The organism is Kosakonia sp. (assembly GCF_032104925.1).
GTDB lineage: Bacteria > Pseudomonadota > Gammaproteobacteria > Enterobacterales > Enterobacteriaceae > Kosakonia.
Window position 1 is genome coordinate 148,599 of record NZ_DAMCGF010000005.1, and the last position, 26,526, is coordinate 175,124.

At 51.2% G+C, this 26,526-nt stretch carries 25 protein-coding genes and 2 pseudogenes; 10 read left to right on the plus strand and 17 right to left on the minus strand.

Translation table 11 applies throughout. From position 1 onward, the window contains the following. Positions 1-2: 2 nt before the first annotated feature. Entirely contained in the window at positions 3-590 is a 588-nt protein-coding gene (acpT, locus tag RT644_RS12335; protein ID WP_313626849.1) for a 4'-phosphopantetheinyl transferase AcpT, read from the plus strand. Here the strand turns inward: acpT and arnF are convergent. From arnF to RT644_RS12375, 8 genes are all read right to left on the minus strand, one after another. Then, positions 544-945 carry a 4-amino-4-deoxy-L-arabinose-phosphoundecaprenol flippase subunit ArnF gene (arnF, locus tag RT644_RS12340; protein ID WP_269232131.1) on the minus strand — a complete coding sequence of 134 codons (402 nt, stop codon included), beginning with the start codon at positions 943-945 and terminating at the stop codon, positions 544-546. The two genes, acpT and arnF, sit on opposite strands and share 47 nt — an antisense overlap. Further along, positions 942-1,280, minus strand: a complete 339-nt coding sequence (arnE, locus tag RT644_RS12345; protein ID WP_020455607.1) for a 4-amino-4-deoxy-L-arabinose-phosphoundecaprenol flippase subunit ArnE — start codon at positions 1,278-1,280, stop codon at positions 942-944. The genes arnF and arnE overlap by 4 nt, the downstream gene beginning before the upstream one ends. A gap of 13 nt (positions 1,281-1,293) precedes the next feature. Then, entirely contained in the window at positions 1,294-2,952 is a 1,659-nt protein-coding gene (arnT, locus tag RT644_RS12350) for a lipid IV(A) 4-amino-4-deoxy-L-arabinosyltransferase (RefSeq protein WP_045507728.1), read from the minus strand. Beyond that, on the minus strand, positions 2,949-3,851 hold the full coding sequence (gene arnD / locus RT644_RS12355) for a 4-deoxy-4-formamido-L-arabinose-phosphoundecaprenol deformylase (RefSeq protein ID WP_020455609.1): 903 nt from the start codon (positions 3,849-3,851) through the stop codon (positions 2,949-2,951). The genes arnT and arnD overlap by 4 nt, the downstream gene beginning before the upstream one ends. A 2-nt stretch (positions 3,852-3,853) precedes the next feature. Continuing rightward, complete coding sequence (arnA, locus tag RT644_RS12360; protein WP_269232129.1) at positions 3,854-5,833, minus strand: bifunctional UDP-4-amino-4-deoxy-L-arabinose formyltransferase/UDP-glucuronic acid oxidase ArnA; 1,980 nt, start codon at positions 5,831-5,833, stop codon at positions 3,854-3,856. Beyond that, complete coding sequence (gene arnC, locus RT644_RS12365) at positions 5,830-6,813, minus strand: undecaprenyl-phosphate 4-deoxy-4-formamido-L-arabinose transferase (RefSeq protein ID WP_020455611.1); 984 nt, start codon at positions 6,811-6,813, stop codon at positions 5,830-5,832. Before arnC ends, arnA begins: the two co-directional genes overlap by 4 nt. Before the next feature lies 1 nt (position 6,814). Next, positions 6,815-7,951, minus strand: a complete 1,137-nt coding sequence (gene arnB / locus RT644_RS12370) for a UDP-4-amino-4-deoxy-L-arabinose aminotransferase (RefSeq protein ID WP_269232128.1) — start codon at positions 7,949-7,951, stop codon at positions 6,815-6,817. A gap of 428 nt (positions 7,952-8,379) precedes the next feature. Further along, the gene (locus RT644_RS12375; protein ID WP_045507718.1) at positions 8,380-8,886 is read right to left on the minus strand and encodes a phenolic acid decarboxylase; all 507 of its coding nucleotides are present in this window, start codon (positions 8,884-8,886) and stop codon (positions 8,380-8,382) included. Positions 8,887-8,984: 98 nt separating this feature from the next. On the opposite strand from RT644_RS12375, the gene RT644_RS12380 reads away from it, so the two are divergent. The 8 genes from RT644_RS12380 to RT644_RS12415 all read left to right on the plus strand — a co-directional run bounded on the left by RT644_RS12380 (position 8,985) and on the right by RT644_RS12415 (position 16,316). Next, positions 8,985-9,842, plus strand: coding sequence for a LysR family transcriptional regulator (locus RT644_RS12380; RefSeq protein WP_020455614.1), 858 nt, complete (start codon positions 8,985-8,987; stop codon positions 9,840-9,842). Between the two features lie 269 nt (positions 9,843-10,111). Continuing rightward, positions 10,112-11,683: a nickel ABC transporter substrate-binding protein gene (gene nikA, locus RT644_RS12385; RefSeq protein WP_313626853.1), complete on the plus strand. Its 1,572-nt coding sequence runs from the start codon at positions 10,112-10,114 to the stop codon at positions 11,681-11,683. Continuing rightward, the gene (gene nikB, locus RT644_RS12390) at positions 11,680-12,621 is read left to right on the plus strand and encodes a nickel ABC transporter permease subunit NikB (protein ID WP_020455616.1); all 942 of its coding nucleotides are present in this window, start codon (positions 11,680-11,682) and stop codon (positions 12,619-12,621) included. The genes nikA and nikB overlap by 4 nt, the downstream gene beginning before the upstream one ends. Beyond that, positions 12,621-13,454: a nickel ABC transporter permease subunit NikC gene (gene nikC / locus RT644_RS12395; protein ID WP_020455617.1), complete on the plus strand. Its 834-nt coding sequence runs from the start codon at positions 12,621-12,623 to the stop codon at positions 13,452-13,454. Before nikB ends, nikC begins: the two co-directional genes overlap by 1 nt. Next, positions 13,454-14,218 carry a nickel import ATP-binding protein NikD gene (nikD, locus tag RT644_RS12400; protein WP_313626856.1) on the plus strand — a complete coding sequence of 255 codons (765 nt, stop codon included), beginning with the start codon at positions 13,454-13,456 and terminating at the stop codon, positions 14,216-14,218. The genes nikC and nikD overlap by 1 nt, the downstream gene beginning before the upstream one ends. Then, positions 14,215-15,000 carry a nickel import ATP-binding protein NikE gene (nikE, locus tag RT644_RS12405; RefSeq protein WP_097406459.1) on the plus strand — a complete coding sequence of 262 codons (786 nt, stop codon included), beginning with the start codon at positions 14,215-14,217 and terminating at the stop codon, positions 14,998-15,000. The genes nikD and nikE overlap by 4 nt, the downstream gene beginning before the upstream one ends. Further along, entirely contained in the window at positions 14,988-15,389 is a 402-nt protein-coding gene (gene nikR, locus RT644_RS12410; RefSeq protein ID WP_020455620.1) for a nickel-responsive transcriptional regulator NikR, read from the plus strand. Before nikE ends, nikR begins: the two co-directional genes overlap by 13 nt. Before the next feature lie 132 nt (positions 15,390-15,521). Next, positions 15,522-16,316, plus strand: coding sequence for an SDR family NAD(P)-dependent oxidoreductase (locus RT644_RS12415; protein WP_045507701.1), 795 nt, complete (start codon positions 15,522-15,524; stop codon positions 16,314-16,316). 17 nt (positions 16,317-16,333) lie between these two features. Here RT644_RS12415 and RT644_RS12420 read toward each other — a convergent pair whose 3' ends face one another. Both RT644_RS12420 and RT644_RS12425 read right to left on the minus strand, forming a co-directional pair. After that, entirely contained in the window at positions 16,334-17,311 is a 978-nt protein-coding gene (locus tag RT644_RS12420) for an AEC family transporter (protein ID WP_020455622.1), read from the minus strand. Positions 17,312-17,648: 337 nt separating this feature from the next. Further along, positions 17,649-18,122, minus strand: a complete 474-nt coding sequence (locus RT644_RS12425) for a hypothetical protein (protein WP_313626858.1) — start codon at positions 18,120-18,122, stop codon at positions 17,649-17,651. Between the two features lie 613 nt (positions 18,123-18,735). Between RT644_RS12425 and RT644_RS12430 the strand changes: the two are divergent. Beyond that, positions 18,736-19,320, plus strand: a pseudogene (locus RT644_RS12430) (DUF4291 domain-containing protein); the annotation flags it as partial. Between the two features lie 741 nt (positions 19,321-20,061). On the opposite strand, the gene RT644_RS12435 reads toward RT644_RS12430, so the two are convergent. The 7 genes and pseudogenes from RT644_RS12435 to RT644_RS23645 all read right to left on the minus strand — a co-directional run. Further along, a complete protein-coding gene (locus RT644_RS12435; protein WP_313626859.1) occupies positions 20,062-20,718 on the minus strand; it encodes a pentapeptide repeat-containing protein in 657 nt (218 codons plus the stop codon). A gap of 8 nt (positions 20,719-20,726) precedes the next feature. After that, on the minus strand, positions 20,727-21,449 hold the full coding sequence (locus tag RT644_RS12440) for an RHS repeat-associated core domain-containing protein (protein ID WP_313626860.1): 723 nt from the start codon (positions 21,447-21,449) through the stop codon (positions 20,727-20,729). A gap of 269 nt (positions 21,450-21,718) precedes the next feature. Beyond that, positions 21,719-22,153 carry a hypothetical protein gene (locus tag RT644_RS12445; protein WP_313626862.1) on the minus strand — a complete coding sequence of 145 codons (435 nt, stop codon included), beginning with the start codon at positions 22,151-22,153 and terminating at the stop codon, positions 21,719-21,721. A gap of 432 nt (positions 22,154-22,585) precedes the next feature. Continuing rightward, entirely contained in the window at positions 22,586-22,891 is a 306-nt protein-coding gene (locus tag RT644_RS12450; RefSeq protein ID WP_313626863.1) for a hypothetical protein, read from the minus strand. 834 nt (positions 22,892-23,725) lie between these two features. Beyond that, a complete protein-coding gene (locus tag RT644_RS12455) occupies positions 23,726-24,193 on the minus strand; it encodes a hypothetical protein (RefSeq protein WP_313626865.1) in 468 nt (155 codons plus the stop codon). A gap of 156 nt (positions 24,194-24,349) precedes the next feature. Next, positions 24,350-25,120, minus strand: a complete 771-nt coding sequence (locus RT644_RS12460) for a hypothetical protein (protein WP_313626866.1) — start codon at positions 25,118-25,120, stop codon at positions 24,350-24,352. A 412-nt stretch (positions 25,121-25,532) separates the two neighbouring features. Beyond that, positions 25,533-26,321: pseudogene (locus RT644_RS23645) on the minus strand (RHS repeat-associated core domain-containing protein); the annotation flags it as partial. Between the last annotated feature and the right edge of the window lie 205 nt (positions 26,322-26,526).

Below are 26,526 nucleotides of genomic sequence, written 5' to 3' on the forward strand. Positions count from 1 at the left end.
CAATGTATCGCGTTTTACTGGCTACTCTTTCTGAATTGCGCGCGCAGGAGATCCCACCCGAGCTAAAATCAGCGGCGCCATCCGGCGTTCGTCATAATAGGTGGCTTGCCGGGCGGCTTTTGCTTAACCGCGTGATCTCCCCATTGCCGGAGATAGTTTATGGGGAGCAGGGTAAGCCCGCGTTTGCTGGCGATCTGCCGTTATGGTTTAGCCTGAGCCACAGCGGCGATCATATTGCTCTGCTGGTGAGCGATGAAGGAGAAGTCGGCTGCGATATCGAAGTGATACGCCCGCGTAACAACTGGCGTAGCCTGGCGAATGCGGTGTTTAGCCAGGCGGAACATCGTGAAATCGAGCAGGAACACCCTGCGCAGCAACTGGACGCGTTCTGGCGCATCTGGACACGTAAAGAGGCCATTATCAAACAGCGTGGCGTCAGCGTCTGGGAGATCGTCAGCGTAGACAGTTGCCACCCTCTCAACCTGCACCTTAGCCATTCTCACCGTGCGGGGCTAAGTCTCGCGGTCTGCACTCCCACGCCTTTTACTCTCGCTGCCGACCAGATCGAGAGCGTCGGGGAAGAAAAATAACCAGCACGCCCGCCACAATCACCAGCACACCCAACGCGCCGCGCAGGGAAAACGGTTCGTGCCATCCGGGAAGCCAGATGGCCGCCGCCCACACCAGGATGTAGCTCAGGCTCAGCAAAGCATAAGCCTTACTGAGCGGCAAACGGTGCAGAGCAAAGTACCAGCAGCCCATTGATGCCAGATACCCAAACAGCCCAAACATCAGCGCCAGCGTCCCTTTTTGCGGTTGCAGCAACGCCGAGACAAAAGACCAGGAAAATGTCACCGGTGGCAGCGACACCATGGCATAGCGCAACATCAGTTGTGCGCCGCTTACCAGCAACACACTGAGTAACGCCCAATGCAGCCCCTTCATAGCGAGCTCCCCAGCAACACAATGCCAGTGATAATCAGCGCCACGCCGAACGCATGGCGAACGCTTACCGGCTCACGCCAGAGAAAACGCGCCGCCAGCGTCACCCAGACAAAATTAAGGCTCAACATCGGGTATGCCACGCCAACAGGAATGCGCTGCAAAACCAGCAGCCACAGCGCCATGCCCGCGCCGAGTGCCATCAGTGCGAGCCCCAGCCACAGGCCAAGATGCTTGTTACGCTTATCCATCGGCACCGGGCGTGTCGCCTGCTTCTGGCACAGTTGGCCTGCGCAACTGAGCAGGCTTGCCAGCGCGAGCCAGAGCCAGCTGGTCATTGCGGCTTACTCATCATTGCGGAAAGTACTGAATAAAGACCATACGCCCCTGTACATAAACGTTGTCCGGTTTCGGTATCGGCATGCGGGTAAAGTCATCCTTTTTCGACTGGTGCAGCACCAGCGAAATAACCCCTTCCTGCCGATGTTGTGACAGCCAGTCGGTGAAATCGTCTTCGCGTACAAACCGCCCTTCGCCATCAGGGTACGACATACCGTACGTTAACTCACCGCGCGTGCCAAACAGCATGATATCTGAGCGTTTCAGCTCCCAGGCCAGACCTGCAGCAACCCCGACGTTATCGGCCAGCACATAGCGGCTCGGCGTCAGCGGCTCGTTAACAAAGTTGATCAAAAATTGCGGCTGCTTGGAATCCATCACCTTATCCGGGATAACGATCCCGACCAGCAGCGCAATCGCCAGCGGGCACAGCGCCGCGTATGACCAACGCTCTGCGCTGGCTCGCAAGGTAAACAGCCCAACCAGCGCCCACGCCAGGAAAGCAAACGCCGCCAGCGCCGCTTTGTAGACCTCAATTTGCGTCCATACCGGATGTTTCAGGAAGCCCAAAGGCGACACCACCAGCGCGGCAATCACGCCAACCAGGCCAAAACCGATATTGATCCACGCATTGACGCGCAGCGCGCGCCCGTTGGTTTGCGCCATCTGCATGGCATAACGCGCCATCAGTATCGCCAGCGGCGCGAAACAGGGCAGAATGTAAGTCGGCAGCTTCCCTTTAGCGATGCTGAAAAACAGCAGCGGCATCACCACCCAGCCCAGCAGATAAAACGCTTCCCGCACGCCCTCTTTACGCGCCAGCCAGCCCGTTTTCAGCGCACCGGGCAGCAGCGCCAGCCACGGCAACGAACCTAAAATCAGGAACGGTATGTAATACCAGAACGGCGCTTTGTGTTGTGCGTCCTGCTGCGCAAAACGTTGGATATGTTCCACCCAGAAGAAGTAGCGCCAGAAATCAGGCTCGCGCGAGGCAATCGCCAGCCCCCATGGCAGCACCGTCAGCACGCAGCAGATCACGGCCAGCCAGCCCCAGAGCAGCACCTCTTTCCAGCGTTTGTGCACAATCACCCACGGCAGCACGCCAATCACCGGCACTGCCAGCGCAAGAAAACCTTTGGTCATCACGCCCATGCCGCACGCCACGCCAAGCAGGACATAGCCGCCAAACTTACCGCGTAACGTGTTGGCCTGCGCAGCCAGCCAGAAGCTGAGCATCGCCAGCGTCATCCACAGCGTGATCATCGGGTCGAGCACCGCATAAGTGCCAATGCCATACACCAGAAACGCGGTCAGGAAGATCACCGCCGAGAGCACGGCAGTGCGTTTGTCGCGCCACATTTTCCACGCCAGCGCGCCCACGAGCAGCGCCGATACGATGATGGAGAAAACGGAGCCAAGGCGCACGGAGACGTTATTATGGCCAAACAGCCACTGCGCAATGCTATTGATCCAGTAACCGGCGATGGGTTTTTCAAAATAACGCAGGCCAAGGAAATGCGGCACAATCCAGTCGCCGCTGGTGAGCATTTCACGGCTGATCTCCGCATAGCGGGTCTCATCCGGCTGCCAGAGCAGACGATATTCCAGGGGAACAACATAGTAGAGAGCGATCAGCGCAACCAGCGCCAGACCATAGTGAATGGATTTCATAACCCAGGACTCAACAGTTGTTGGCAACCCAGCCAGCCTTCCCGGCCAGCCACTTCTCCGCGTACCACTTTGCCTGCTGGTAGCGTCTCTAACGATTCCGGCAACAACTGGCTTAACGGGCAAAAAGCGATGCCTTCGCGCGCCGCCATGCTCAGCAGTTCATCGAAACCTTCCGCGCCGATAATGCCTTCCACCTCGGCGTGGATGGTATAAACCGGCGTGCCGCTATCCTGCTTCATCGCGTCGAGAATGAAGCGGTTGTAGTGCTCCGCCGCCACCGAAATGCCAACGGCCTCATCCCAGGTGGGTAGCGTGACCGGGATTTGCGGAGCTGCATAGGTATTCTCGGCGATGAGCGGGCGAAACGGCTGCGTGCCACGACAGTCGCTGTTATAGCGGAAATTAAAATTCGATTTGGCTTTCACCACTCGCTGATCGGCGCGCCAACCCGCCACGGCGGAACAGCTCACAGACCGGCCAATTATCAGCTCCAGCGCCAGTAATCCGCGCTCAATTTCCGCTTCGAGATGGGCCTGATCCCACACACCACTCCAGCGCTGCCAGCCATGGTGATCCCACGCATGCAGCCCCACTTCGTGCGCCTGCGCGGTTTTGCGGATAACGTCCGCGTTGCCTTCACCGATAAGTCTGCCGGGCCACGCGGTGCCCGCCAGTAAAATATCCCAGCCGTAGAGCGATGCCGCGCGCGAGCGCAGCATCTTCCACAGAAATTTCGGCTTAAGCAGGCGCCAGATGTGGCGCCCCATGTTGTCCGGCCCGACGCTAAAGAAAAAGCTCGCCTGGATGTTGTGCTTTTTCAGTAGCTCCAGCAGGCGCGGAACGCCGTCACGCGTGCCGCGAAAGGTATCGACATCAATACGTAAGCCGACGTATTTCATGCTTATTTCTCATCCGTCAGTTCAACGGTACGCAGGAAGAAATCCAGCGTTTCGTCAATGGTCTGGCGCATATCCACAGTCGGTTCCCAGTGCAGGCAACGTTTGGCGTTACGGATACTCGGTTTGCGGTGTTCCACATCCTGGTAGCCTTTGCCGTAGTAGCTGCTGCTCTCCACTTCGCGGAAACCAGCGAACGGCGGGAAGCGGTCGCGCAGCGGGTGTTTTTCAAAGCTTGCCAGCAGCATCTCGGCCAGCTCTTTAATGCTCGCTTCGTTGTCCGGGTTACCAATGTTGATGATCTGCCCGTCGCAGCGCCCATCTTTGTTTTCGATAATGCGGAACAGGGCTTCGATACCATCGCTGATATCGGTAAAGCAGCGTTTCTGTTTACCACCTTCGATCAGCTTGATCGGCGAACCCTCTACCAGGTTGAGGATCAACTGGGTGATGGCACGCGAGCTACCGATACGTGCAGCGTTGAGGTTATCCAGGCGCGGCCCCATCCAGTTAAACGGACGGAACAGGGTGAATTTCAGACCGTGCTTGTCGCCATATGCCCAGATCACGCGGTCGAGCAACTGTTTCGACACCGAGTAAATCCAGCGCTGTTTGTTGATAGGCCCAACAACCAGATTCGAGTTGTCTTCATCGAAGTTGTTGTCGGTGCACATGCCGTACACTTCCGACGTCGACGGGAAAATGATGCGTTTGTTGTACTTCACGCAGTCACGGATGATTTTCAGGTTCTCTTCGAAATCCAGCTCGAACACGCGCAGCGGGTTACGGGTGTATTCGATAGGCGTCGCGATAGCCACCAGCGGCAGCACCACGTCGCATTTTTTAATGTGGTATTCGATCCATTCGGAGTGAATGCTGATATCGCCTTCCACAAAGTGGAAACGCGGATTATCGAGGAAACGGCTGATCGCATCCGATCCAATATCAAGACCGAAAATCTCGTAGTTATCGTCACGCAGCAGACGTTCGGTCAAATGGTTACCGATAAAACCGTTCACGCCCAGGATCAACACGCGGGTGCGGCGTTTTACCGCCACTACCGGTTTGCTGGTCAGCAGCGCGCCAGCCACCAGGCCGAGCGACTGCGCCAGCTGGGCGCCCTGCATATACACGCCGTTGTCCATCTGGCCGGTGAGGATCTCCAGCGCGCCATCGCCACAGGCGACCAGCAGCGGCGAAACAGAGAGCACAGTGCCCGCGCGAGCCGGAGCCACGTCGGTGCGTACACGGGATTTCCAGACGATAAATTTATGCGTACCGGCAAAGCTGTACGCGCCCGGCCACGGGTCAGAAACCGCGCGCACCAGGTTTTGCAGCGTTTGGGCGGGTTTTTCCCAGTCCAGACGGCCATCTTCCGGCGTACGGCGGCCATAGTAGCTGGCTTTGCTGTCGTCCTGCGCCGTTTCGCTGAAGGTTTGCGTTTTAATCGTCGGCAACACGCTGGCCAGCATACCTTTTGCGGCTTCCGCTAATTTGCGGTGCAGCGACAGCGCTTCATCGTTCTCGGCAATGGCTACGCGCTGTTGCGCGATAATCGCGCCCGCATCCGCGCGGGAAACCATGCGGTGCAGCGTGACGCCAGTTTCGCTTTCGCCATTGACCAGCACCCAGTTCAGCGGTGCGCGACCACGGTAAGCAGGCAGCAGTGAGCCGTGGAGGTTAAATGCGCCGATCCGTGCGGTATTGAGAATGTTGTCGCACAGTAAATTGCGGTAATAGAAAGAGAAAATCACATCCGGGTTCAGATCGCGAATACGATCGACCCACAGCGGGTGATTAACATCGTCCGGGGCATAAACCGGGATGCCACGTTCAGCGGCAATACGCGCCACCGAACCGAAAAAGTGGTTTTCATTGGCACTGTCGGGATGGGTAAAAATCGCCGCAATCTCGAAACCTGCATCCAGTAACGCTTGTGTACCGATACATCCCATATCGTGGTAAGCAAAGACAACGGCTTTCATTGATTTTTTTCCTCTTGCGAAACGTCATTTTCCTGACGAACAACACGTTGAATAAAGTAGCGGGGACGCGCGCGAACATCGTTATAGATGCGCCCGATATACTCCCCAAGTAGCCCCATGCCGATAAACTGCGCGCCGATAAAGGTGAAGAGAATGGCGAAGAGCATAAACACCCCTTCTCCCGCCCACTGCGGGCCAAACGCCAGACGCAGCACCACCAGCAGCACGGCGAGCGAAAAGCCCAACACGGCGATCACGCTGCCAAACACGCTCAGCAAGCGCAGCGGCGTGGTGGTCAGGCAGGTCACCAGGTCGTACATCAGGTTAATCAGGCGCATAAAGCTGTATTTGGAATCGCCAAATTCGCGTTCCGCGTGTTGCACGGGGATCTCCACCGCGCGACGGGCAAAGGTATTGGCGAGGATCGGGATAAAAGTGCTGCGCTCATGGCAGTGCAGCATGGCATCAACAATATGGCGGCGGTACGCACGCAACATGCAGCCGTAATCGCCCATCGCTTTACCGGTGGTGCGCTGGATCAGACGGTTGATGGTGCGCGAGGCCATTTTACGAAACAGGCTGTCCTGGCGGTTTTGTCGCACCGTGCCCACCACGTCATACCCCTCATTGGCTTTCGCCACCAGACGCGGGATCTCCTCCGGCGGGTTTTGCAAATCGGCATCCAGCGTGATGATCAAATCACCGGTGACATGGCTGAATCCGGCCATAATCGCCGAGTGCTGGCCGTAGTTGCGGTTCAGCAGCACCGCGACAACGTGGCTGCCGGGTTGTTCTGCCGCTTCACTTAACATCAGCGCAGAGTTATCGCTGCTGCCATCATCCACCAGCAAAATTTCGTAATCGATGCCCAGTACATCGCAGCTTTCCGTGGTGCGGCGAATCAACTCCGGCAAGCTCTCTTGCTCGTTGTAGACCGGGATCACCACAGAAACTTTTTCTACAGGCGGTAAATTAAACATATCAGCGCCCTGCAATGTTGCGGAGCGCGTGAATGACGCGGGTTGTGTCGTCATGGGTCATATCCGGGAAAAGCGGTAGCGAACAGATACGCGCACTGTTCCACTCCGTATTGGGTAAAGAGAGGGGGAAGCGTTCGCGGTAATACTTCTGCGTATGGGCCGCGCGAAAATGCAGGCCGGTACCAATGCCTTGCGCTTTCAGGGTTTCCATCAATGCGTCGCGGGAGATACCGCAACGTTGCTCATCGACGCGAATAATAAACAGGTGCCAGGCGTGCTGGTGCGGCCATGACGGCAAGGCCAGCGGCTGAAACGGCGTATCCGCCAGTTCCTGCAAATAACGCTGGGCGATCTCCTGGCGGCGGGCATTAGCGGCGGGCAGTTTGCCTAGTTGCACCAGCGCAATCGCCGCGTTGATATCCGCAAGATTGTATTTAAACCCTGGGGAGATCACTTCGGCCTGCGGGGCGCGGCCGTGAGTCTGACGGTCGTAAGCATCGACGCCCAGTCCGTGGAACTTCAGGCTGCGAATGCGATTCGCCAGTTGTTCGTCATCCGTCACCACCAGCCCGCCTTCCGCGCAGGTCATATTTTTAATGGCGTGGAAGGAGAAAATAGCGGTGCCGCGTGAGCCAACATGCTGGCCTTTGTAGTACGTTCCGGCGGCGTGAGCAGCATCTTCAATCACCGGAATGCCGTGCTTCTCGCCAAGCGCGCGAATGGCGTCGATATCCACCGGTGCACCGGCGTAATGCACCGGGATAATTGCTTTGGTACGCGGCGTGATAGCCGCTTCGATAGCTTCCGGCGTGACCATCAATGTCTCTTTATCGACATCGATCATCACCGGCGTCGCGCCGAGCAGCACAATCATATTGAGGGTGGAAACCCAGGTCAGCGACGGGGTAATCACTTCATCCCCGGCGCCAATACCAAGTGCCATCAGGGTGACGTGCATGCCACCCGTCGCCGAGCTAACGGCAATGGCGTGGCGGTTGCCCGTCAGTGTACAAAAAGCCTCTTCAAGCGCCTGATTTTTGGGGCCGGTCGTGATCCAGCCGGATGCCAGCACTTGCTGAATGGCTGCGAACTCTTCATCCCCCATTGACGGGCGTGAGAACGGTAAAAAATCACTCATCGTTTTTCCTTGGCGTCACTGACGCGTTAACGAACCGCCACAAAGACACGTTGCGGCTAGTGAGTAAAATGGCGGATGAAAGTTAAACCAAAATATAATGAATGCGCGTTTCCTGCATTTATTATTCGTTACGGTTAGTCGGAGAATGCTACCAATTGAATATTAGGACAAGATTAAGAAAAGGGGGAAATGATAAACTTAACAAATATAAAATAATTTTTCTCAAACAACAGGTTACAAATGAAAACAGCAAAATCCTAACGTGATGAATGTCAAAAAACTGAAATATTTAACGCCCTTGTAATGCATACAAAGGCGTTAGCGTAGTTATTTAAACGGCGCATCAACGAATGCACGAAAATTAATATCATTATGCAATGAATTATTTCATTCGTTATCAGCAAAATATATTAAATAGCGTGAAATTTTTATGACAAATTCTGCGGGAAGTTGGCCGGTAATTCACTGGCAGCGCAGTTAATCACACTGTCATTATTTTCGCCGCAATCGCGCACAAACGTAATGGTCGCGAACTCATCGATCACTTCAGTAGGGTAAGCCGGACCAGCCGCACGATAAGACTCCATCAACGGAATGTGGTCGTTCTGGAAGCAGACGGTTTTTTCCGGATTATTGATAACCCAGCGCGGGAAGAAAATGGTGCCGTGGAACAAGCGATCCCCAAGGTTCACAATCAGGCTGACATCGGTGCCGGTCGGTTCGGTCCAGGAAATTTTATAGATACTTTCGCCAACGCGAACAATGTAGGCCTGCTGATTTTTCACCCAACGGTTCGCCACGATACCGCTGTGGATCCGGTAATCGAGCGTCGTGGCGTTTTTCACATAAATCTCGTAGTTCCAGCCATTATCGTAGGTATAAACCAGATGTTTGCCGACGAAACCGCTCAAATCATGTTTATCAAAGGTGCTCATTTTTACTCTCCTCTGGTGTTTGAAATGATCCTACGCCTGCAAAAAACGAATGAATAACGCTATATTTGCATCAAATTCATTCATTTTTTAGATGAGTTATGCACAAGACGACGCTGGAACAATGGACGCTGCTGCAAAAGGTGGTGGAGCTGGGGAGCTTTGCGAAAGCGGCGGAAGAGACGCATCGCAGCCAGTCATCGGTCAGTTACAACCTGGCGCTGTTGCAGGAGCGGCTCGGCGTTGCCCTGCTGGTACAGGAAGGGCGGCGCGCGGTGCTTACCCCGGCGGGTGAGTTGCTGCTCAACCAGGTAAAACCGTTGCTCAAGGCATTCGATTGGGTAGAAACCCGCGCCGCCACGCTGCGCAATGGCATGCGCACGCGGCTTGATTTAGTGGTCGACAGCATTTTCCCCCGCGCGCGGCTGTTTGCCATTTTGCGCCAGTTTCAGCAGCGTTATCCGCAAACGCAGGTGCGGCTGACCGAAGTGCTGGAGACCGCCTCCAGCGAGTTGCCGGTGCATGCGCAAGCGGATGTGATGATACTGACTCGCCGCCAGGATATGACCGGGCGCGGCGAATGGCTGATGAACATTGATTTTGTCGCCGTGGCGCACCGCGATCACCCGCTGTGCGCGGCGGAACAGGTAAGCGAAGAGATGCTCGCCAGCTGGCCGCTGATCCGCATTGCCGAAAGCGACCATCGCCAAAGCCCGGTGGCGCAGGAGTCGTGGACATTTTCGACCATCGATGCAGCGGTGGAAGCTGTGCTGTATCAGGTGGGTTACGGCTGGCTGCCGGAGGAGCGCATCCAGCCACTGCTCGATAGCGGCGTACTCAAAACGCTGCCGCTCAGCCACGGTACGCGCCGCGCCACACCACTGCACCTGATTGTGAAAAAAGACCTCGCGCCGCTCGATGAGCAGGTAGAAATGCTGCTGCAACTGTTTAAGGGATAGCGCTCTCATCCTGAATGTCTGCAAGCGGCTTATCAACGTCACTTGATGTGTCTCGCTCAATGCTTACGCCAGCAAAGCGATAACTCTGACGAATAAATCACCTTGCGCATTCCGAGTGTTCGGCTCGCCAGTAAGCAGTACACCTCACGCTAAATGCGATAAATCCCTGTTAAAAAGAGGGCTTTTGATCCAGAACATACTATTCGTATGATGAATTACTAAAATCGTCATACTTTTCTCGCCACCGACTTTTCATCAGGAAACCGAACGTGTCTTTCTATCGTCAGGCTGGCGCTCTGCTTCTGCTCTGCGCATCCTTTGCCGTTTTCGCGGCACAAAACACCCTAACCACCGCCTGGCCGGTGAATGTTGGCCCACTCAACCCGCATCTTTACACGCCAAACCAGATGTTCGCGCAAAGCATGGTGTATGAACCGCTGGTGAAATACCAGGCCGACGGCAGCGTTAAACCCTGGCTGGCGACAAGCTGGACACACTCGGAGGATGGCAAAACCTGGGTCTTCACCCTGCGCGACGGGGTGACGTTTTCCAACGGCGAACCGTTTGACGCCGCCGCCGCCGCGGAGAACTTCCGCGCCGTGCTGGATAACCGTCAACGCCACGCCTGGCTTGAGCTTGCCAACCAAATCACCGACGTCAAAGCCCTAAGCCCCAAGCAGTTACAAATCACTCTGAAAAGCGCCTACTACCCTTTCCTGCAAGAACTCGCCCTGCCCCGCCCGTTCCGCTTTATCGCCCCGTCGCAGTTTAAAGACCATGAAACACTGAACGGGATTAAAGCGCCCATCGGCACCGGCCCGTGGGTGTTACAGGAATCAAAGCTGAACCAGTACGACGTGCTGGTACGGAATGAACACTACTGGGGCGCGAAACCGGCAGCTGGCAAAATTATCGTCAAAGTGATCCCAGACCCGACCAGCCGCGCGGTGGCATTTGAAACCGGCGATATCGATCTGCTTTACGGCAACGAAGGTTTACTGCCGCTGGATACGTTTGCCCGTTTCAGCCAGAACCCCGCCTGGCGCACCCAGCTCTCTGCACCAATGGAGACAGTGATGCTGGCGCTGAACTCCACGCATGCGCCAACCAATGAGTTAGCCGTTCGCGAAGCGCTGAACTACGCGGTAGATAAGAAAACGCTGGTCGATGGCGCGCTGTATGGCACGCAGCAGGTTGCCGACACGCTGTTCGCCCCTTCCGTGCCGTATGCCAATATCAGCCTGAAACCGCGCCAGTACGATCCGGCGCAGGCGCGTGCGCTGCTGGATAAAGCGGGCTGGCTGCTGCCCGCCGGAAAAACCATCCGCGAAAAAGCAGGCCAGCCACTGCATATTGAGCTGGCCTATATCGGCACCGATGCGCTGAGTAAGTCGATGGCCGAAATCATTCAGGCCAACTTGCGCCAGATTGGCGTAGATGTCGCCCTGATCGGTGAGGAAGAGAGCAGTATTTATGCCCGTCAGCGCGATGGCCGTTTCGGCATGATTTTCAACCGCACCTGGGGCGCACCGTACGATCCGCATGCGTTTATGAGTTCAATGCGCGTGCCGTCGCATGCCGATTATCAGGCGCAGTTAGGCCTGCCGGACAAAGCGATTATCGATAAAGAGATTGGCGAGGTGCTCACCACCAGCGATGACAGCGCGCGCCAGGCGCTGTACCGGGATATTCTCACCCGTTTGCACAACGACGCGGTTTATCTGCCCATCAGTTACATCTCGATGATGGTGGTGGCAAAACCGCAGCTCGGCACGATTCCGTTTGCCCCGATCGCCTCGGAGATCCCGTTTGATCAGATAACCCCGGACGCCGCGCCATGAGCCGCTTTTTACTGCACCGTCTGCTGCTGTTGATCCCGATGATCGTAGCCGCCTCGGTGGTGATTTTCCTGCTGCTGCGCCTTGGCGCCGGGGATCCGGCGATGGATTATCTGCGCCTGTCGAACCTGCCGCCAACACCGGAAATGATTGCCGCTACCCGCATTCAGCTGGGGCTGGATCAGCCGCTCGCCAGCCAATATCTGCACTGGCTGTGGCGCGCACTGCATCTTGATTTCGGCATTTCGTATGCCACGCAGCGCCCGGTGCTCGACGATGTGCTGCATTTTCTGCCCGCGACATTGCAACTCGCAGGCGCGGCGCTAGCGCTGATCCTGCTCACTTCCGTACCGCTTGGTATCTGGGCGGCGCGTCACCGCGATGGTCTGCCGGATTTTCTGGTACGCGCGGTGGCGTTTCTTGGCGTGTCGATGCCGAACTTCTGGCTGGCTTTCCTGCTGGTGATGTTTTTTTCTGTGCATTTGCAGTGGCTGCCTGCAATGGGCTACGGCGGCTGGCAGCACCTGATCCTGCCTGCGGTGTCGATTGCCTTTATGTCGCTGGCCATCAACGCCCGTCTGCTGCGCGCCAGCATGCTGGAAGCCGCCGGGCAACGCCACGTGACGTGGGCGCGGCTGCGCGGGTTAAGCGATAAGCAGACCGAGCGGCGGCATATTCTGCGTAACGCGTCTCTGCCAGTGATCACCGCGCTGGGGATGCATATCGGCGAGCTGATTGGCGGTACGATGATCATCGAAAGCATCTTCGCCTGGCCCGGTATTGGCCGCTATGCCGTATCGGCAATCTTCAATCGCGACTACCCGGTGATCCAGTGCTTTACGCTGGTGATGGTGCTGGTTTTTGTGCTGTGCAATCTGGCAGTCGATCTGCTGAGCGCAGCGCTCGATCCGCGCATTCGCCACCATGAAGGAGCGCACTGATGCACTTTATAAAAACGGCCCGCTGGCCAGTGCGTTTCGCGCTGCTGATCCTGCTGTTACTGCTGGTGATTGCCCTGACCTGCCAGTGGTGGACGCCGTATGATCCGCAAGCCATCGATTTACCCGCGCGCCTGTTGCCGCCAGGCAGCCAGCACTGGCTCGGCACCGACCATCTGGGACGGGATATTTTCTCACGCTTAATGGCCGCCACACGGGTATCGCTGGGGTCGGTGATGATGTGTCTGCTGCTGGTGCTGGCGCTTGGTTTAAGCGCAGGCGGCTGCGCCGGGCTGCTCGGCGGGCGCGTCGATCAGGCCATCATGCGCGTGGCGGATATCTTTATGACCTTTCCCACCTCGATCCTGTCGTTTTTTATGGTCGGCGTGCTTGGGACAGGGCTGACCAACGTGATTATCGCCATCGCGCTTTCGCACTGGGCCTGGTATGCGCGCATGGTGCGCAGCCTGGTGATCTCCTTGCGTAGTCGCGAGTACGTGCTGGCGGCGCGTTTAAGTGGCGCGAGTTATCTGCATGTGTTTCGCGATCATCTGGCGGGAGCGGTAGTGCCTTCGCTGCTGGTACTGGCGACGCTGGATATCGGCCATATGATGCTGCACGTCGCCGGGATGTCGTTCCTCGGGCTTGGCGTCACCGCGCCAACACCGGAATGGGGCGTGATGATTAACGACGCCCGGCAATATATCTGGACGCAGCCGCTGCAGATGGTCTGGCCGGGGCTGGCGCTGTTCATTAGCGTGATGGCGTTTAATCTGGTGGGCGACGCGCTGCGCGACCATCTCGATCCCCACCTTGAAACGGAGCACGCCCACTGATGCCTGCACAACTGAGCCTGCAAAATATCACCCTGCACGCGGAACGCCCGCTGGTACAGGAGGTGTCGTTAACCCTGCAACGCGGGCGCGTGCTGGCGCTGGTAGGCGGTAGCGGCAGCGGCAAATCATTAACCTGTGCGGCGGCGCTCGGCGTGCTGCCTGCGGGCGTACGGCAAACGGCCGGTCGGCTGCTGGCCGATAATCAGCTCGTCACACCGCAAGCACTCCGTGGTTCGACGGTTGCCACCATTATGCAAAACCCGCGCAGCGCGTTTAACCCGCTGCGCACCATGGCCGCTCATGCACGGGAAACCTGCCTGGCACTCGGTAAACCCGCCGATAACGCCACACTGATCGCAGCATTGCAGGATGTCGGGCTGGAGGACGCCGAACGTGTGCTCACGCTTTACCCGTTCGAGATGAGCGGCGGCATGTTGCAACGCATGATGATCGCCATGGCGCTGCTGAGCGATGCGCCGTTTATCGTCGCCGATGAACCGACGACCGATCTCGACGTGGTGGCGCAGGCACGCATTCTCGATTTGCTGGCGCAGATTATGCGCGAACATCAGCCCGGCATGCTGCTGGTTACGCACGATATGGGCGTGGTAGCGCGGCTGGCGGATGATGTCGCGGTAATGGACAACGGGCGCATTATCGAACAGGGCGCGGTGGAAACCCTGTTCAGTGCCCCACAACAGGCAGTGACCCGCGAATTAGTCGCGGCCCACCTGGCGCTGTATGGACTGGAGCTGGCGCAATGAACCTTCTTGATGTGAGCGGTGTGTCGCACACCTACCACCAGCGACCGGTGCTGGACAATATCTCTTTTCAGTTAAAAAGCGGGGAAACCGTGGCGCTGCTCGGGCGCAGCGGCTGCGGGAAAAGCACGCTGGCGCGGCTGCTGGTAGGGCTGGAATCGCCAGACGAAGGCGAAGTGCGCTGGCAGGGTACGCCGTTGAAGCAGCTTAACGCCCGCGCCCGCCAGGCGTTTCGCCGCGATATCCAGATGGTGTTTCAGGATCCGGTCAGCGCGGTGAACCCGCGTAAAACCGTGCGCGATATTCTGCGTGAACCGCTGCGCCATCTGTTATCACTGCCCAACAGCGAGCAGCAGGCACGTATCCAACAATTGCTGGAAGATGTCGAGCTGGATACTTCTCTGCTCGATAAACGCCCTCCGCAATTGAGCGGTGGGCAGTTGCAGCGCGTTTGCCTGGCGCGCGCGCTGGCAGTGGAACCCACGCTATTGATTCTGGATGAAGCGGTTTCCAGCCTGGATTTAGTGCTGCAAGCGGGCGTTATCCGGCTCTTACAGCGGCTACAACAGCGTTCCGGCGTGGCTTGTCTGTTTATCACCCATGATTTGCGGCTGGTGGAGCGTTTTTGCCAGCGCGTGCTGGTGATGGAGAGCGGCGCGCTGGTGGAAACGCTCGACGTCACTTCACCGCTGCGCTTGCGTTCACCGGCAGGCCAGGCGCTGCAACAGGCGGTGCTGCCCGCCTTCCCCCTCTCATTACAAAGGACACAACCATGCAACGCGTGACCATAACACTGGATGATGACCTGCTCGATACGCTGGACAACCTTAGCGCACGACGCGGTTACAACAACCGTTCGGAAGCGCTGCGGGATATTTTGCGCGGCGCGCTGGCACAGGAGTCCGAGCAAAACAATGAACAGCAGGGTTACGCGGTGCTGTCGTATGTGTATGAACATGAGAAGCGCGACCTGGCGAGCCGCATTGTCGCCACGCAACACCATCATCACGACTTATCTGTCGCCACGCTGCACGTCCATATCAGCCACGACGACTGCCTAGAAATCGCCGTGCTGAAAGGCAAAATGGGCGATGTGCAGCACTTCGCCGATGACGTTATCGCCCAGCGCGGCGTGCGTCATGGCCATTTACAGTGTCTCGCCGCCGAAGAGTAACGTTGCCGCCGTCATACCGTGGCGGGTATTAACCCGACGCACACATTTTATGAGCAACAATTGGCAACGCGCGCTGTGCCCCAACTGCTAGCCTTAATACATTTGTGAAATCCACTGGATAAGGGGCAGACAATGAAAATCTCACTCGACGGTAAAGTCGCGCTGGTCAGCGCTTCAACGGGCGGTATTGGTTTTGCGATTGCTAAAGGGCTGGCAGAAAGCGGCGCGGAAGTGATCCTTAACGGGCGCAGCGAAGGTTCGGTGAATGAGGCAAAAGCGGCGCTGGAAAAACAGGTGCCGGGTGCGAAGCTGCGTACCGCCGTTGCCGATCTCGGCACAGCGCAGGGCGTGGAAACGCTGCTGAAAGCGAGCGGCGAGGTCGATATTCTGGTGAATAACGCCGGGATTTACGGCCCGCAGGATTTTTACGCCACCGACGATGCGACCTGGGAAAATTACTGGCAAACCAATGTGATGTCTGGCGTGCGCCTCTCGCGTGCGCTGCTGCCCGCAATGGTGAAAAAAGGCTGGGGGCGCGTGGTGTTTATCTCTTCTGAATCGGCGCTGAATATCCCGGCGGATATGATCCATTACGGCGTGACGAAAACCGCGCAGCTTTCGCTGGCACGCGGGCTGGCGAAATTTGTCGCCGGCAGCGGCGTCACCGTTAACAGCGTACTGCCCGGACCAACAATGTCAGACGGTTTTGCCGGCATGATGAAAGAGGAGATGGAGAAAACCGGGAAATCGCTGGAAACGCTGGCGAAAGAGTTTGTGATGGCCAATCGCCCGAGTTCAGTTATCCAGCGCGCCGCCACCGTGGAAGAGGTGGCGAATATGGTGGTCTATGTCTGTTCGAAACAGGCTTCCGCCACCTCCGGCGCAGCGCTGCGCGTGGACGGCGGCGTGGTGGATGATATCGTTTGACGGCTTTCCGGCTGGCCTCAGGGCCAGTTCGGATAGAAATGCGTCATCAGGATCATAAACAGCGGCGTGGTCACGGTCGACAGCAGCGTGGAAAGCAGCATGCTGGTCGCCGTCGCGCCCTGTAGTACCTGGAATTTTTGCGCCATCAGATAGACGTTAATCCCCACCGCCATCGACCCCAGCAACACCACCACCTGGCTCTCTTCGCGCGGCAAATGCAGCAACCACGCAATCAACCAAATCAAAGCAGGCATCAACATCAGTTTCAGCAAGCAGATGGTCAAACTTTCCGCTAATCCTTTGCGGATCTGGTAGCGCGACAAGCTCATGCCGAGGGTGATGAGCGTTAATGGCGCGGCGACCTGCGCCACCATACTCACCGGACTATCAAGGAACGGCGGCAGAGGGCGATGAATCAAAAAACTCCAGGCGAACCCGCTGAAAATACCGATGATAATCGGGTTGCGCAGCACGCTCACCAGCGTTTTGCCAATCCCCCGCACCGAGAAGCTGCCGTTTTGCGCCCACTCCACCGACACGGTCACCAGGGTCCATAAAATCAGGCTGTTAAACACCAGCACCAGCGCCACCGACGAGAGGCTCGATGCGCCAAGTAAAATAATGGCCACAGGAATGCCCAGCATCACGTTATTGGAAAAAATGCCCGCCAGACCGAACACCGAGGCCGATACCGCGTCCATACGGAACAGGCTTTTCGCTGCGATGCGCCCAATCACATAGATAACAAAACAGGTGCCGAAGTAGGCAATCAGCAGCCGCATATCCACCGGCGGGCTTTCGAAGAACTTGCTCATCACTTTGAACAGCATGCATGGAATGGCTACGTTAAAACAGAAGCGGTTGAGCCCTTCGTTAACCGATTCAGGCCAACCGGCGAAGCGCCCGAGGCAATATCCCAGCGCAATCAATAAAAAAAGCGGTGCAGAGAGCAGCAGTTGTTGCGCGAGCTGCGCGAAGAATTCAGCCGTATCCATTCTTTACCCTGTAAATGTAGCGAGCGGTTATTTTCTTTTGTTTTCCGCAGTATAGGGGAAGGTATCACCGCCGTCAGCGTGCCTGACGCCCGCTTTGAGGTTTTAGCTGAAAAAAGCATGTCGGCTCACAGCACTGGCGTTAACGCCTGATGCATTCATGCGCCTGCAGGGGATTGTCGCCTGGTCAAGCAGCTGCGATTAATGGTCAATTGTATTGTGAATTAGCTGGGTACGATGGCGTTGTTAATATCGATATAAAAACTCTGTTGAGTTAGCCTTTAGCACAAAAATATTGCCTCAGACATCATTATCAACAGAGTTTTCAAAAGGAGACTTATTATTTGTTTATCCAGCCGGAATGATCGCACACATAAATTTCATTAAGCGATAAATCATGTGGGATTTGCCCAAGGGAATCGGCAATCTCATCATATGGTGGCGGCAACGCAAATGAGAGACCGTAGTCCTGGTCAACAATCAGCGCACCATTCAGGATTCGCAGGTCTTTACTACGCTGAGAAAGTTCTTGCATGGTTATACCGGCATACAATCTATTTTTATATTTCCCGGCATATTTTTCATTGCAGCCGACTGAAACAATAATATCATCCGTGGTGGTTATTATTATTAGCGTGCCATTTTGTATCGAATAAGCATACCGGATTTCACTGGACGGTGCAGGCAGAGCATACTCTTTAATTTCTACAGTATAATTATTAAAAATGTCTTCCAGGTAAAGGTCAATGGAATCGCCAAGAAGAACATTACCTAATGATATAAAGCTCACAATATCCGCGTTAAAGTCAACCATAAACATCCTTCCGTAACCATTAACCCATCTCTGATGCACGATATATTAAATTAAGTAAACCCAGGATAAACCAATACTAGATGCGAGTAATTTCTTTTATCATTTCCTTGAAAGGATGCGCTTTTCTATGCAGTGTAGCGCATGCATTAGCTTTTCTTTTATAAATATTTTTTCATCGAATAACGGCTGTTATGTCCATAAAATAATGTGCGACAAATCGTATACGCTATATTTTCATTATAAAAACTACGGTTATTGGTAGGTCTACCCGCCACGTTTCGAACACATTTTATCACTGGTATGCGTTTCAAGTCTGATAAGGAATTTCCGAAAGGCGTATGCATTGCTTATGCTATCAATCACATCGAATGAAAAACAGTTAGCAGCATAATTAAGAGCGACAACATTTTCCGTTGCCAGAGATTGTCGATTAATATTTTTTATGGTGGATGTAATTTGTTACATCAGCAGATTGGAAATGCGGTTGGCTTATGAATGAGATTATTCGAACACTAATAATTCTTATGCTTCGGTATGGTGCTTATCCTCGACGTTAAGCGCTGTGCTAGAATGACCAGGCAATATGTTCACTTAGGATGAGTACACGAATAATGAAAAAAACCAGGCAGATGAATTAACTGCCGAAAAGCAATTAAGAGCATTTTACAACAACGATTTTATCCGCGTTTACCAGGCTTATTCTGACACCATCGCAGACAGCGCACTTGCGCATGGCACCTTCGTCTCGCCCCCGTTCAGTATGACCCGCATGACGTGGATTAAGCCCTCTTTTCTGTGGATGATGTACCGCTCCGGCTGGGGAAAGAAAGATCCAAATCAGCACCGGATTCTGGCAATTGATCTTACCCATGACGGGTTTAAGCAAATCCTTAATCAGGGAATTTTGAGCCATCACCGGCACTCAGGCGCAGAAGAAGCTGAGTGGCAAAGCCAAATAAAAGCGTCAGATGTGGTGATCCAGTGGGATCCGGAGCGTGATATCCGTTTGAACAAACTGGATCACCGCACGATACAGATAGGATTACGCAATCAGGCGGTCGCCGATTACTGCCAGAAATGGATTGTGAACATTACCGATGTTACAGAACTTGCCGCGAAAATTCATGAATTGGTAGAGAGTGAGCGCATTAATGAAGCACTTGCGTTGTTACCAGAAGAGCGGGTTTATGATATTTGATTAAAGTGGGATATATTGAAATATGGTGTAACCTTCGAAACAATACAATCAGCCATTAAGGCTGGATGTATTATCGGGATGTTCATAATAGTCTTTTTTATGTCATTATTTATCACCAGAACAGTTTTAACCATATGAAAATTATCTTTAACCTAAAAACAATCTCTCAATATATTCATTAATCCTGGAATTAAATTCGTAAAAATAATCAGAGTTTCCCTTTGATGAATATTGAAGCATACCTTCCAGGTTATCGTGAAGGATAAAAAGCGCATCAATTATTTTTTTGGGAACAAGATGTTTATCTTTATACGCATCACAAAAAACGTCTAACTCCCGATACAATGCATTTATCTCTCCCTCACCAGGCGTATCTGCAAGCCTGATTTTACGACCACATCCATAATTAATTCATCTGAAATCGAGAAATCATTATTCATTTTATTTCAAAAGAATCTAAAGAGAATTTCTGACGTATCATTAATTACGAATATACATACTATCGCCAGATCATATAATTTAAGAAAGATACTTTACCAGCAGTGGTAACATAACCTGATTCTGAAAAAGAAGCAGCCCCCCTTTTGCAATAGCTTTCAATTGAATTTATTTAGCTATAATAAATCCGCACACCGCATAAACGCCAATATTTAGCCCCCGATAATTCCAAACAAAAAGCTTGGGCGTGAGCGAACTCAAATGATTAAATTAGCCCCAAAATATCTCCTGAGGAATTTATATTCACATAAATTTCAATTTAACTGCCACGGCACAGCTTGCTATCTGAGTCTCTGATGGTTTTGTACCAACGAACGTTGATCCTGAAATATTGCATCCAGTGAAATTTGCTTTATCAAACTGACAATTTTCAAAACAACAGGAGTAAAAATTAGATTTTGTCAGATTAGCCCCCACAAAGTTACAATTAATGAACCTCATCTCGCCAAGAACATTTTTTATTTTGCATTTAATGAAAGTACATGATTCAAATAATGCATTTATTCTTGTCGATTCAAAAACAGCCTTATCAAAATTACATCCAACGAATTTTTCAGATAAATTCGCAGGCATTAAAGACTCAACAAAAGAGCAATATTCAACTATAGATGAAATAATGCTCCCACCGCGAGACATACCATACCCTTTAGTCATCTCATTAAGTGTTAATGAGTAAGAAAAATCTATATTTTGTAGATAATGAAATTTTAGAGGCTCTCTAAATGGAAAACCTCTAAAATCGAGTTTACCTTCTTCAGTTATGCCAAACGGATGCTCAACCCAGCGAGAATTAGGCGTATTCTTATCCTTCCAGTTTTCTTTTTTAAGACTATGATTGATACCAAACTCCAATTCATGGTTCCATCTCTCAACTAATTCTTTTTTTAATTTCTTACTCATGAAACGCCTCAATAAAGAATGCTGATCAAAAAATCTGTTACGCCGTCAACATTATATTTCATAATTTTGGGAGCCTGACCAGGCGTTGTTATATCAAACACAGCAACTTTTCCATTAGGTAAAGTTGCATGATTGTCAGGACGGAGATTACCCCACCATGAACCCGTTACATTCCTCTTTATGTCTATATCAGTTAAATATCTATTGTTTAATGTCAGTCTGTCAGTAATTTGTTGAATAGCATTGCCTCGGGAAACATTTTTAAGCCATTGAGGTACATATTGATTATTAGCCCATCGCTGATAAATTTTTCCCCATGCTGCATTCATATGGCCCCCTCGGTCGAGTAATCGTGACGCACGTTGCGCAGCTGTATCTAATTCAGCAGCGGCACGATCGACTGCCTGGTGACCTCCTAACCCTTTACCACCGGAACCCACACCACATGCTGCCAACCCAAGCGGAGCGATAAACCTTAATGTGTTCGGCACATAGTCATAAGTATTCACCCCACCCAGTAGCCCTATCGGGTCCATCTGGGTGTAGCGTCCGCCGCAGGGGTCGTAGTAGCGGAAGGTGTTGTAGTGCAGTCCGGTTTCGCGGTCGAGGTACTGCCCCTGGAAGCGCAGGTTCTGCGGCACATCCCAGTCCACGTTGCTGTTTTCCCGCTCGATGCGTCCCCAGGTGGTGGAAATGCCCTGCCAGACAACGTCGCCGCTGCTGTCGGTCACTTTTTCCGGCAGACCGTCCAACAAAACCGAACGGGCGGGCCGCTTTCATTCACTTCGGCTCAATGTCAATAATCATCTGGCGGATGTTATAACCGTCATAACTCAAATATTATGCACCCTGTTTTTACCAGAAACATATACAGATAATATTTAAATAAGGAAAACCGCCGTTGTTTTGGTTTTATAAATGAACGGCCGGAAGGATCATTTCCGGCTAACATTAATCACAGCCATGAAGACCAAAGAGTCGATGCTGTAAAAAACAGAATTTATATCTTTTTTTCAAGATAAAACTTCAGATATTTTTTGGGGTACTCTTTAAATGGCCTTTCCTTACCATACAGATAAGCCGCATTAAAGTTTTCATAAGCTTCATCAAGTTCTCCAAGTTCATATGATGCCATACCAATATCCATAAAAGGCCCCACATCAATATTTGAACTCCTATATTTTAACTCAATACCTGCCCAATGTTTTGCCTCTGAGAATTTGCCCAATGAGAAATATGCATTAAAATAACTTCCAGCCAGCCACGTACTGAGCATTTTCCATTCAAATTTCGGTTCCGGCAAAATATCGTAAGCCTCTTCATACTTATTAATCGCTGCTTTAAAATCCTTATTATCATCACATTCATTCCCTTCTGTGATAATACCGATAATAAGGTTTTTTAGATCGGTATTCACTTGCGATAACTCTTTCATTTTTCCCCCTAAAAATATTCTTTACTTTTAGCATACCAGGTCAAAACATGAGCGTTTCTATCGTTTGTTCTGTCTATTGATTGTAATATACCGCTACCCAATCCTTGCAAATCGATCCAAACCTAAGTATCCGAGACATAAGCATACAAGTTAAGTCCACCCAGCAACCATATCGTGGCTCTCTGGGTGTAGCGCCCACTCGTAGGGGGTTGTTGTAGTTCGGGTCTGTATCCCGGTCAAGAAAAGTACACAAATATGACGACCAACATACCCTTAATCGATAAAAGAAGTACCGACTGAGTTTCTATCTTGCATTACCATTTTAATAACCATTTCCCAGCCATCATCCATCTTTTTCTTACCAGAAAAAACATATAAAACATTACCCGGCGCGAGATTTTTATTAATGATTTCATTATTAGCAAATTCAATTTAATCAATAAAAACCATAGCCTGATCATCGATAAATCTCCAAGAAGGTTCCCTGATCCATTCTGGAGCAGACTTCATGAACAATAAATTTTCACAAAGCACTTTCTCCATCCATGATTTAGTTTTTTTAGGGATAGATTTAACCCATGATATCTCTGGAGCAGGAAAAGAAGATTGCTGGTATTCTTTATAAATTCGCTCCAAAAAGAGCTCTGACTCTCTATTATTAATACCGGCCTTACAATTATCTTGCGCTACCTCTGATAAAGCAGCGCAAAACAGTACATAATTCTTATCTATTACCATAAGTTTACCCCCGTTATAACTTCTATAGGTTTGATTCCAGAATGGCGGTATTTATCAACATCATGGTGCTGCCATGGATCTAACTCATCCAAATTACTCTTATTATGCACACCGGGACCACCCTGACGCTGAGGAATATTTTTGTGATGCAGCTCATATGGTACATCTCTGATCTGTATCTTACCTGTTTTGATTACCTATACCTTAGCAGTAAATTTTGGAGCGCGACCTGCTAACATGTCTAAAATATCCTTTGCGAATAAAGGCCTGATGGGTTTTCAAGTTTATTGGCGACCTGATTCACTAATCATAGTGAGCCTCACCACTATCCGCAATTGCTTGTGCGATTTTCAAGAACAAGTCATCATTCATACATTAATTCACCGGTAGACTGGAGCACTTATTTCATACTATTTTTTCACCCGCCAGAGCGAGACTGTGGCCCCGCAACACTTTTTTATCCATCTAACGGCACATTAATGCAGTATTCCACTACACTGCTCTCTTAACTGTAATCGGGTAAGCCACTGCTCTGTTGGCTAGGTCACTTTTAATAAATCCTCAAAACGACCATTTGTTATATTAAAAAAATTAAGATATTATAAGTTAATAATCACCAACCAGTCCAGGCATCATATTTAAAATTCTCATCAATAGGCTTGAATTGAACTCCTTTTAAATTGAACGTCTCAAACTGTTCTTTAAAATATTTTGAGCATACCGGCTTTGATAACTCCTGACAGAAAAAGAGATTATTTTTTAATTCATTTCTCACTATAAATAAATGAATCGTATCATAATATGTTTTATCAAGCCCTCGAGCTTCTAGCGTGTTCAGCAAACCTGATTCAATGTCCTGAGAAATCGTATAGTTAGACTTTTCTTTATCAAGAATCTTAATATAATCCAGTAAAAAAACAAATAATATTCTTTCTTAGGTTGTTTCTTTTTAAGGAGGGAGACCTCAACGGGAATATGAATGCTACGTACCAGAGATTCTTCACAGAGTTTCAAAAAATCAAATGAAACGAGGTTATCATTAACCAGAAAATCACTATCAAGTTGTGTGGTACTCGCTCTTAGACGATATGCAGGAGAAAAGTTAGTGGCACTTGGCGGAGCAGTAAAGATATCATAGTCCGGCAATTCAGTGGACCACTCCTTATCCATAAAGTACGGAGAACCCGCATCATCTGGCAAATACTCCATAACGTAAAATTGTTCAGTTGTATTATTCATAATAAATCCCCTAACATCCTGATCAATTTGATATAATAATAACTCTGCTTCCCAATCTAACATCAAGCCGTGATACTTATCGCACGTGTATAAGACGATTTATCAAGTACCGCAATGGTTAATGATTAATTAAAAGTTACGTAGACATGCGTAGCGTTCACAGTAATAAATGGGGAATATCCCCCCCATTTATCGGAAAAAACATTTATAATACTTTAACTATTTTTTTGAAAAACTTTGCTTCCACGAAATTAGAACACCATCATCACCAAGAATTTTACTTGCTGGTTCAATAAGTTGCTCATCTATAGCCCAGCACCATAATTCATCATTAAGCTTAGTTAATTCGCCAAAGTTATTTCCAATTATCCATTTATCCAATGTCAGACTATCAACCTGGATATTTAAATGTTGTCTGTTTATTAAGTTAAATGGATATATCATCCGTAATTTTGAATGCCTGTAGGTTTCGACTCCATTGAAACGCCCTGGAGTATCCCTTTTAAACAACGACGGATTTTCATAAGAGTATATCGAAACCAAGTTATCACCTGTAGAGTAATAAAATGCCTTACTAGCTTTATCGCATTTATATATAATTCCATATTCGAACGAAACTGAAGATGTTATTTTTCTTATTATTGAATTAAGAATATCATCAGTAATAATAGGAAGCTGAATATCAATGTGATGAAAACTACCGAAGTCATTCGTTGAAAGACCAAATGATGCAAACCATGGGGTATGTCCTGCTTTTTCATCATATATTCTAAAAGAGTTAACTTCACCGCTAGAAACAGCATTCTCTAGTTCCGGGAGAGTAACGTCTACAAAGTCATGATCTCCCTTATGATCTCCATTTTTAAGATATTTATTATATCCGCATCCTACAATGGAAAAACCTAAAGATTCAAATATAGATACGCCTAGTGAAAGTGCACTCGATGCATTCGTCTGCTCTGTGCCATATAATGAAATACCTGTATACATATATCACCTATATACTTGAAATAAGATTATCCAGCATCGATTTTATCTCAGATGCATTATAAGGATGTTCAAGAACAATGATCTCACCCTGCTTCGTTACAGGAGGATTTCCCATTGCCGTTTCATTACGCGAAGTTAAGGTGGGTAATTTACGTCCCATGTCTGTTTTCGATGCTAACTCTATCGAATGGACTCGGCCATTGATATCAATCGCCATAACATCAGGCCGCCTTGCAGAGATTCCTTTACCATTAGCGAAGCTATAAGATCGGTTTAAATATACCTCTTTGAACTTTCCAGACATTGCAAGCTTATTTGCAATAACTTCAGAGAACTGATTATGTCCCGGAGTTTTGTCTACCTGGCCAGTACCGTAAATTTTCGTTCCATTAACCTTACGAACAGAGCAGACGGCCAGCCCCCAAGGATCCACCCATCCCAGCGGATCCATCACATACGTATACGTATTCAGCCCACCCAGTAACCCTATCGAGTCCATCTGGGTGTTGCGCCCGCCGCAGGGGTCGTAGTAGCGGAAGGTGTTGTAGTGCAGTCCGGTTTCGCGATCGAGGTACTGCCCCTGGAAGCGCAGGTTCTGCGGCACATCCCAGTCCGCGTTGCTGTTTTCCCGCTCGCTGCGTCCCCAGGTGGTGGAAACGCCCTGCCAGACAACGTCGCCGCTGCTGTCGGTCACTTTTTCCGGCAGACCGTTCAGCTCCGTGTGATACCAGTAAACCTCCGCGTGCTCGCCACGGCTGTCGACGCGGGCCAGCGGTTCGTAGCTGTTTTCCGTGTAGATATACTGCACGGCCGCGTCCGGATTGCTGTCGCTGCACTCGCCGACCATCTGCAGCCCCGACCATGCGTACTGCGTGCGTTCCGCGTTGCGGGTATGGCGTCGCCACACCTGTTTTTCCGTGCGGCGACCGAGCGCGTCATAGCGGTATTCGGCCCGGGTGAACTCCGCGTCGCCCTCAATTATCACCTGGCTGATGCGATGTTCATCGTCATAACTGAAGCGCTGCACTGTGCCGCGATGGCTGTCGTGGCGTTCGGTCATGCGTCCGAAACCGTCATACTCCCAGCGCACACCCTCCAGCCGTTTCAGCAGGTTGTCCCACACCGGCAGTAAATCCGGCGTGGTGCGGTTGTCCGCCGCGTCATACCAGAAACGTTCTTCACCATCCTGCTTAATAGAACGCTCTATTATCTGGCCGCGCATTCAGCATTACAGTATCTGAAATGTCTCTAAAACTTTGAGGTGAATGTAGCCTCAAAAAAATTAACGTTTTTAAGGAATCGCTTACAATTTTACTCGACGATCATTTGTCATCTTCGCTTATTAAAAAAGCCGGATCAAAGACAATAATACTTTTCCCTTTCATACCACAAGGCCAACCGCCTGA

What these genes read in the sequence shown, in the direction of transcription:
- acpT (WP_313626849.1), top strand. Translation starts at nt 3, where the DNA reads ATGTATCGCGTTTTACTGGCTACTCTTTCTGAATTGCGCGCGCAGGAG.
- arnF (WP_269232131.1), bottom strand. Translation starts at nt 945, where the DNA reads ATGAAGGGGCTGCATTGGGCGTTACTCAGTGTGTTGCTGGTAAGCGGC.
- arnE (WP_020455607.1), bottom strand. Translation starts at nt 1,280, where the DNA reads ATGACCAGCTGGCTCTGGCTCGCGCTGGCAAGCCTGCTCAGTTGCGCA.
- arnT (WP_045507728.1), bottom strand. Translation starts at nt 2,952, where the DNA reads ATGAAATCCATTCACTATGGTCTGGCGCTGGTTGCGCTGATCGCTCTC.
- arnD (WP_020455609.1), bottom strand. Translation starts at nt 3,851, where the DNA reads ATGAAATACGTCGGCTTACGTATTGATGTCGATACCTTTCGCGGCACG.
- arnA (WP_269232129.1), bottom strand. Translation starts at nt 5,833, where the DNA reads ATGAAAGCCGTTGTCTTTGCTTACCACGATATGGGATGTATCGGTACA.
- arnC (WP_020455611.1), bottom strand. Translation starts at nt 6,813, where the DNA reads ATGTTTAATTTACCGCCTGTAGAAAAAGTTTCTGTGGTGATCCCGGTC.
- arnB (WP_269232128.1), bottom strand. Translation starts at nt 7,951, where the DNA reads ATGAGTGATTTTTTACCGTTCTCACGCCCGTCAATGGGGGATGAAGAG.
- RT644_RS12375 (WP_045507718.1), bottom strand. Translation starts at nt 8,886, where the DNA reads ATGAGCACCTTTGATAAACATGATTTGAGCGGTTTCGTCGGCAAACAT.
- RT644_RS12380 (WP_020455614.1), top strand. Translation starts at nt 8,985, where the DNA reads ATGCACAAGACGACGCTGGAACAATGGACGCTGCTGCAAAAGGTGGTG.
- nikB (WP_020455616.1), top strand. Translation starts at nt 11,680, where the DNA reads ATGAGCCGCTTTTTACTGCACCGTCTGCTGCTGTTGATCCCGATGATC.
- nikC (WP_020455617.1), top strand. Translation starts at nt 12,621, where the DNA reads ATGCACTTTATAAAAACGGCCCGCTGGCCAGTGCGTTTCGCGCTGCTG.
- nikD (WP_313626856.1), top strand. Translation starts at nt 13,454, where the DNA reads ATGCCTGCACAACTGAGCCTGCAAAATATCACCCTGCACGCGGAACGC.
- nikE (WP_097406459.1), top strand. Translation starts at nt 14,215, where the DNA reads ATGAACCTTCTTGATGTGAGCGGTGTGTCGCACACCTACCACCAGCGA.
- nikR (WP_020455620.1), top strand. Translation starts at nt 14,988, where the DNA reads ATGCAACGCGTGACCATAACACTGGATGATGACCTGCTCGATACGCTG.
- RT644_RS12415 (WP_045507701.1), top strand. Translation starts at nt 15,522, where the DNA reads ATGAAAATCTCACTCGACGGTAAAGTCGCGCTGGTCAGCGCTTCAACG.
- RT644_RS12420 (WP_020455622.1), bottom strand. Translation starts at nt 17,311, where the DNA reads ATGGATACGGCTGAATTCTTCGCGCAGCTCGCGCAACAACTGCTGCTC.
- RT644_RS12425 (WP_313626858.1), bottom strand. Translation starts at nt 18,122, where the DNA reads ATGGTTGACTTTAACGCGGATATTGTGAGCTTTATATCATTAGGTAAT.
- RT644_RS12435 (WP_313626859.1), bottom strand. Translation starts at nt 20,718, where the DNA reads ATGAGTAAGAAATTAAAAAAAGAATTAGTTGAGAGATGGAACCATGAA.
- RT644_RS12445 (WP_313626862.1), bottom strand. Translation starts at nt 22,153, where the DNA reads ATGAAAGAGTTATCGCAAGTGAATACCGATCTAAAAAACCTTATTATC.
- RT644_RS12450 (WP_313626863.1), bottom strand. Translation starts at nt 22,891, where the DNA reads ATGGTAATAGATAAGAATTATGTACTGTTTTGCGCTGCTTTATCAGAG.
- RT644_RS12455 (WP_313626865.1), bottom strand. Translation starts at nt 24,193, where the DNA reads ATGTTAGATTGGGAAGCAGAGTTATTATTATATCAAATTGATCAGGAT.
- RT644_RS12460 (WP_313626866.1), bottom strand. Translation starts at nt 25,120, where the DNA reads ATGTATACAGGTATTTCATTATATGGCACAGAGCAGACGAATGCATCG.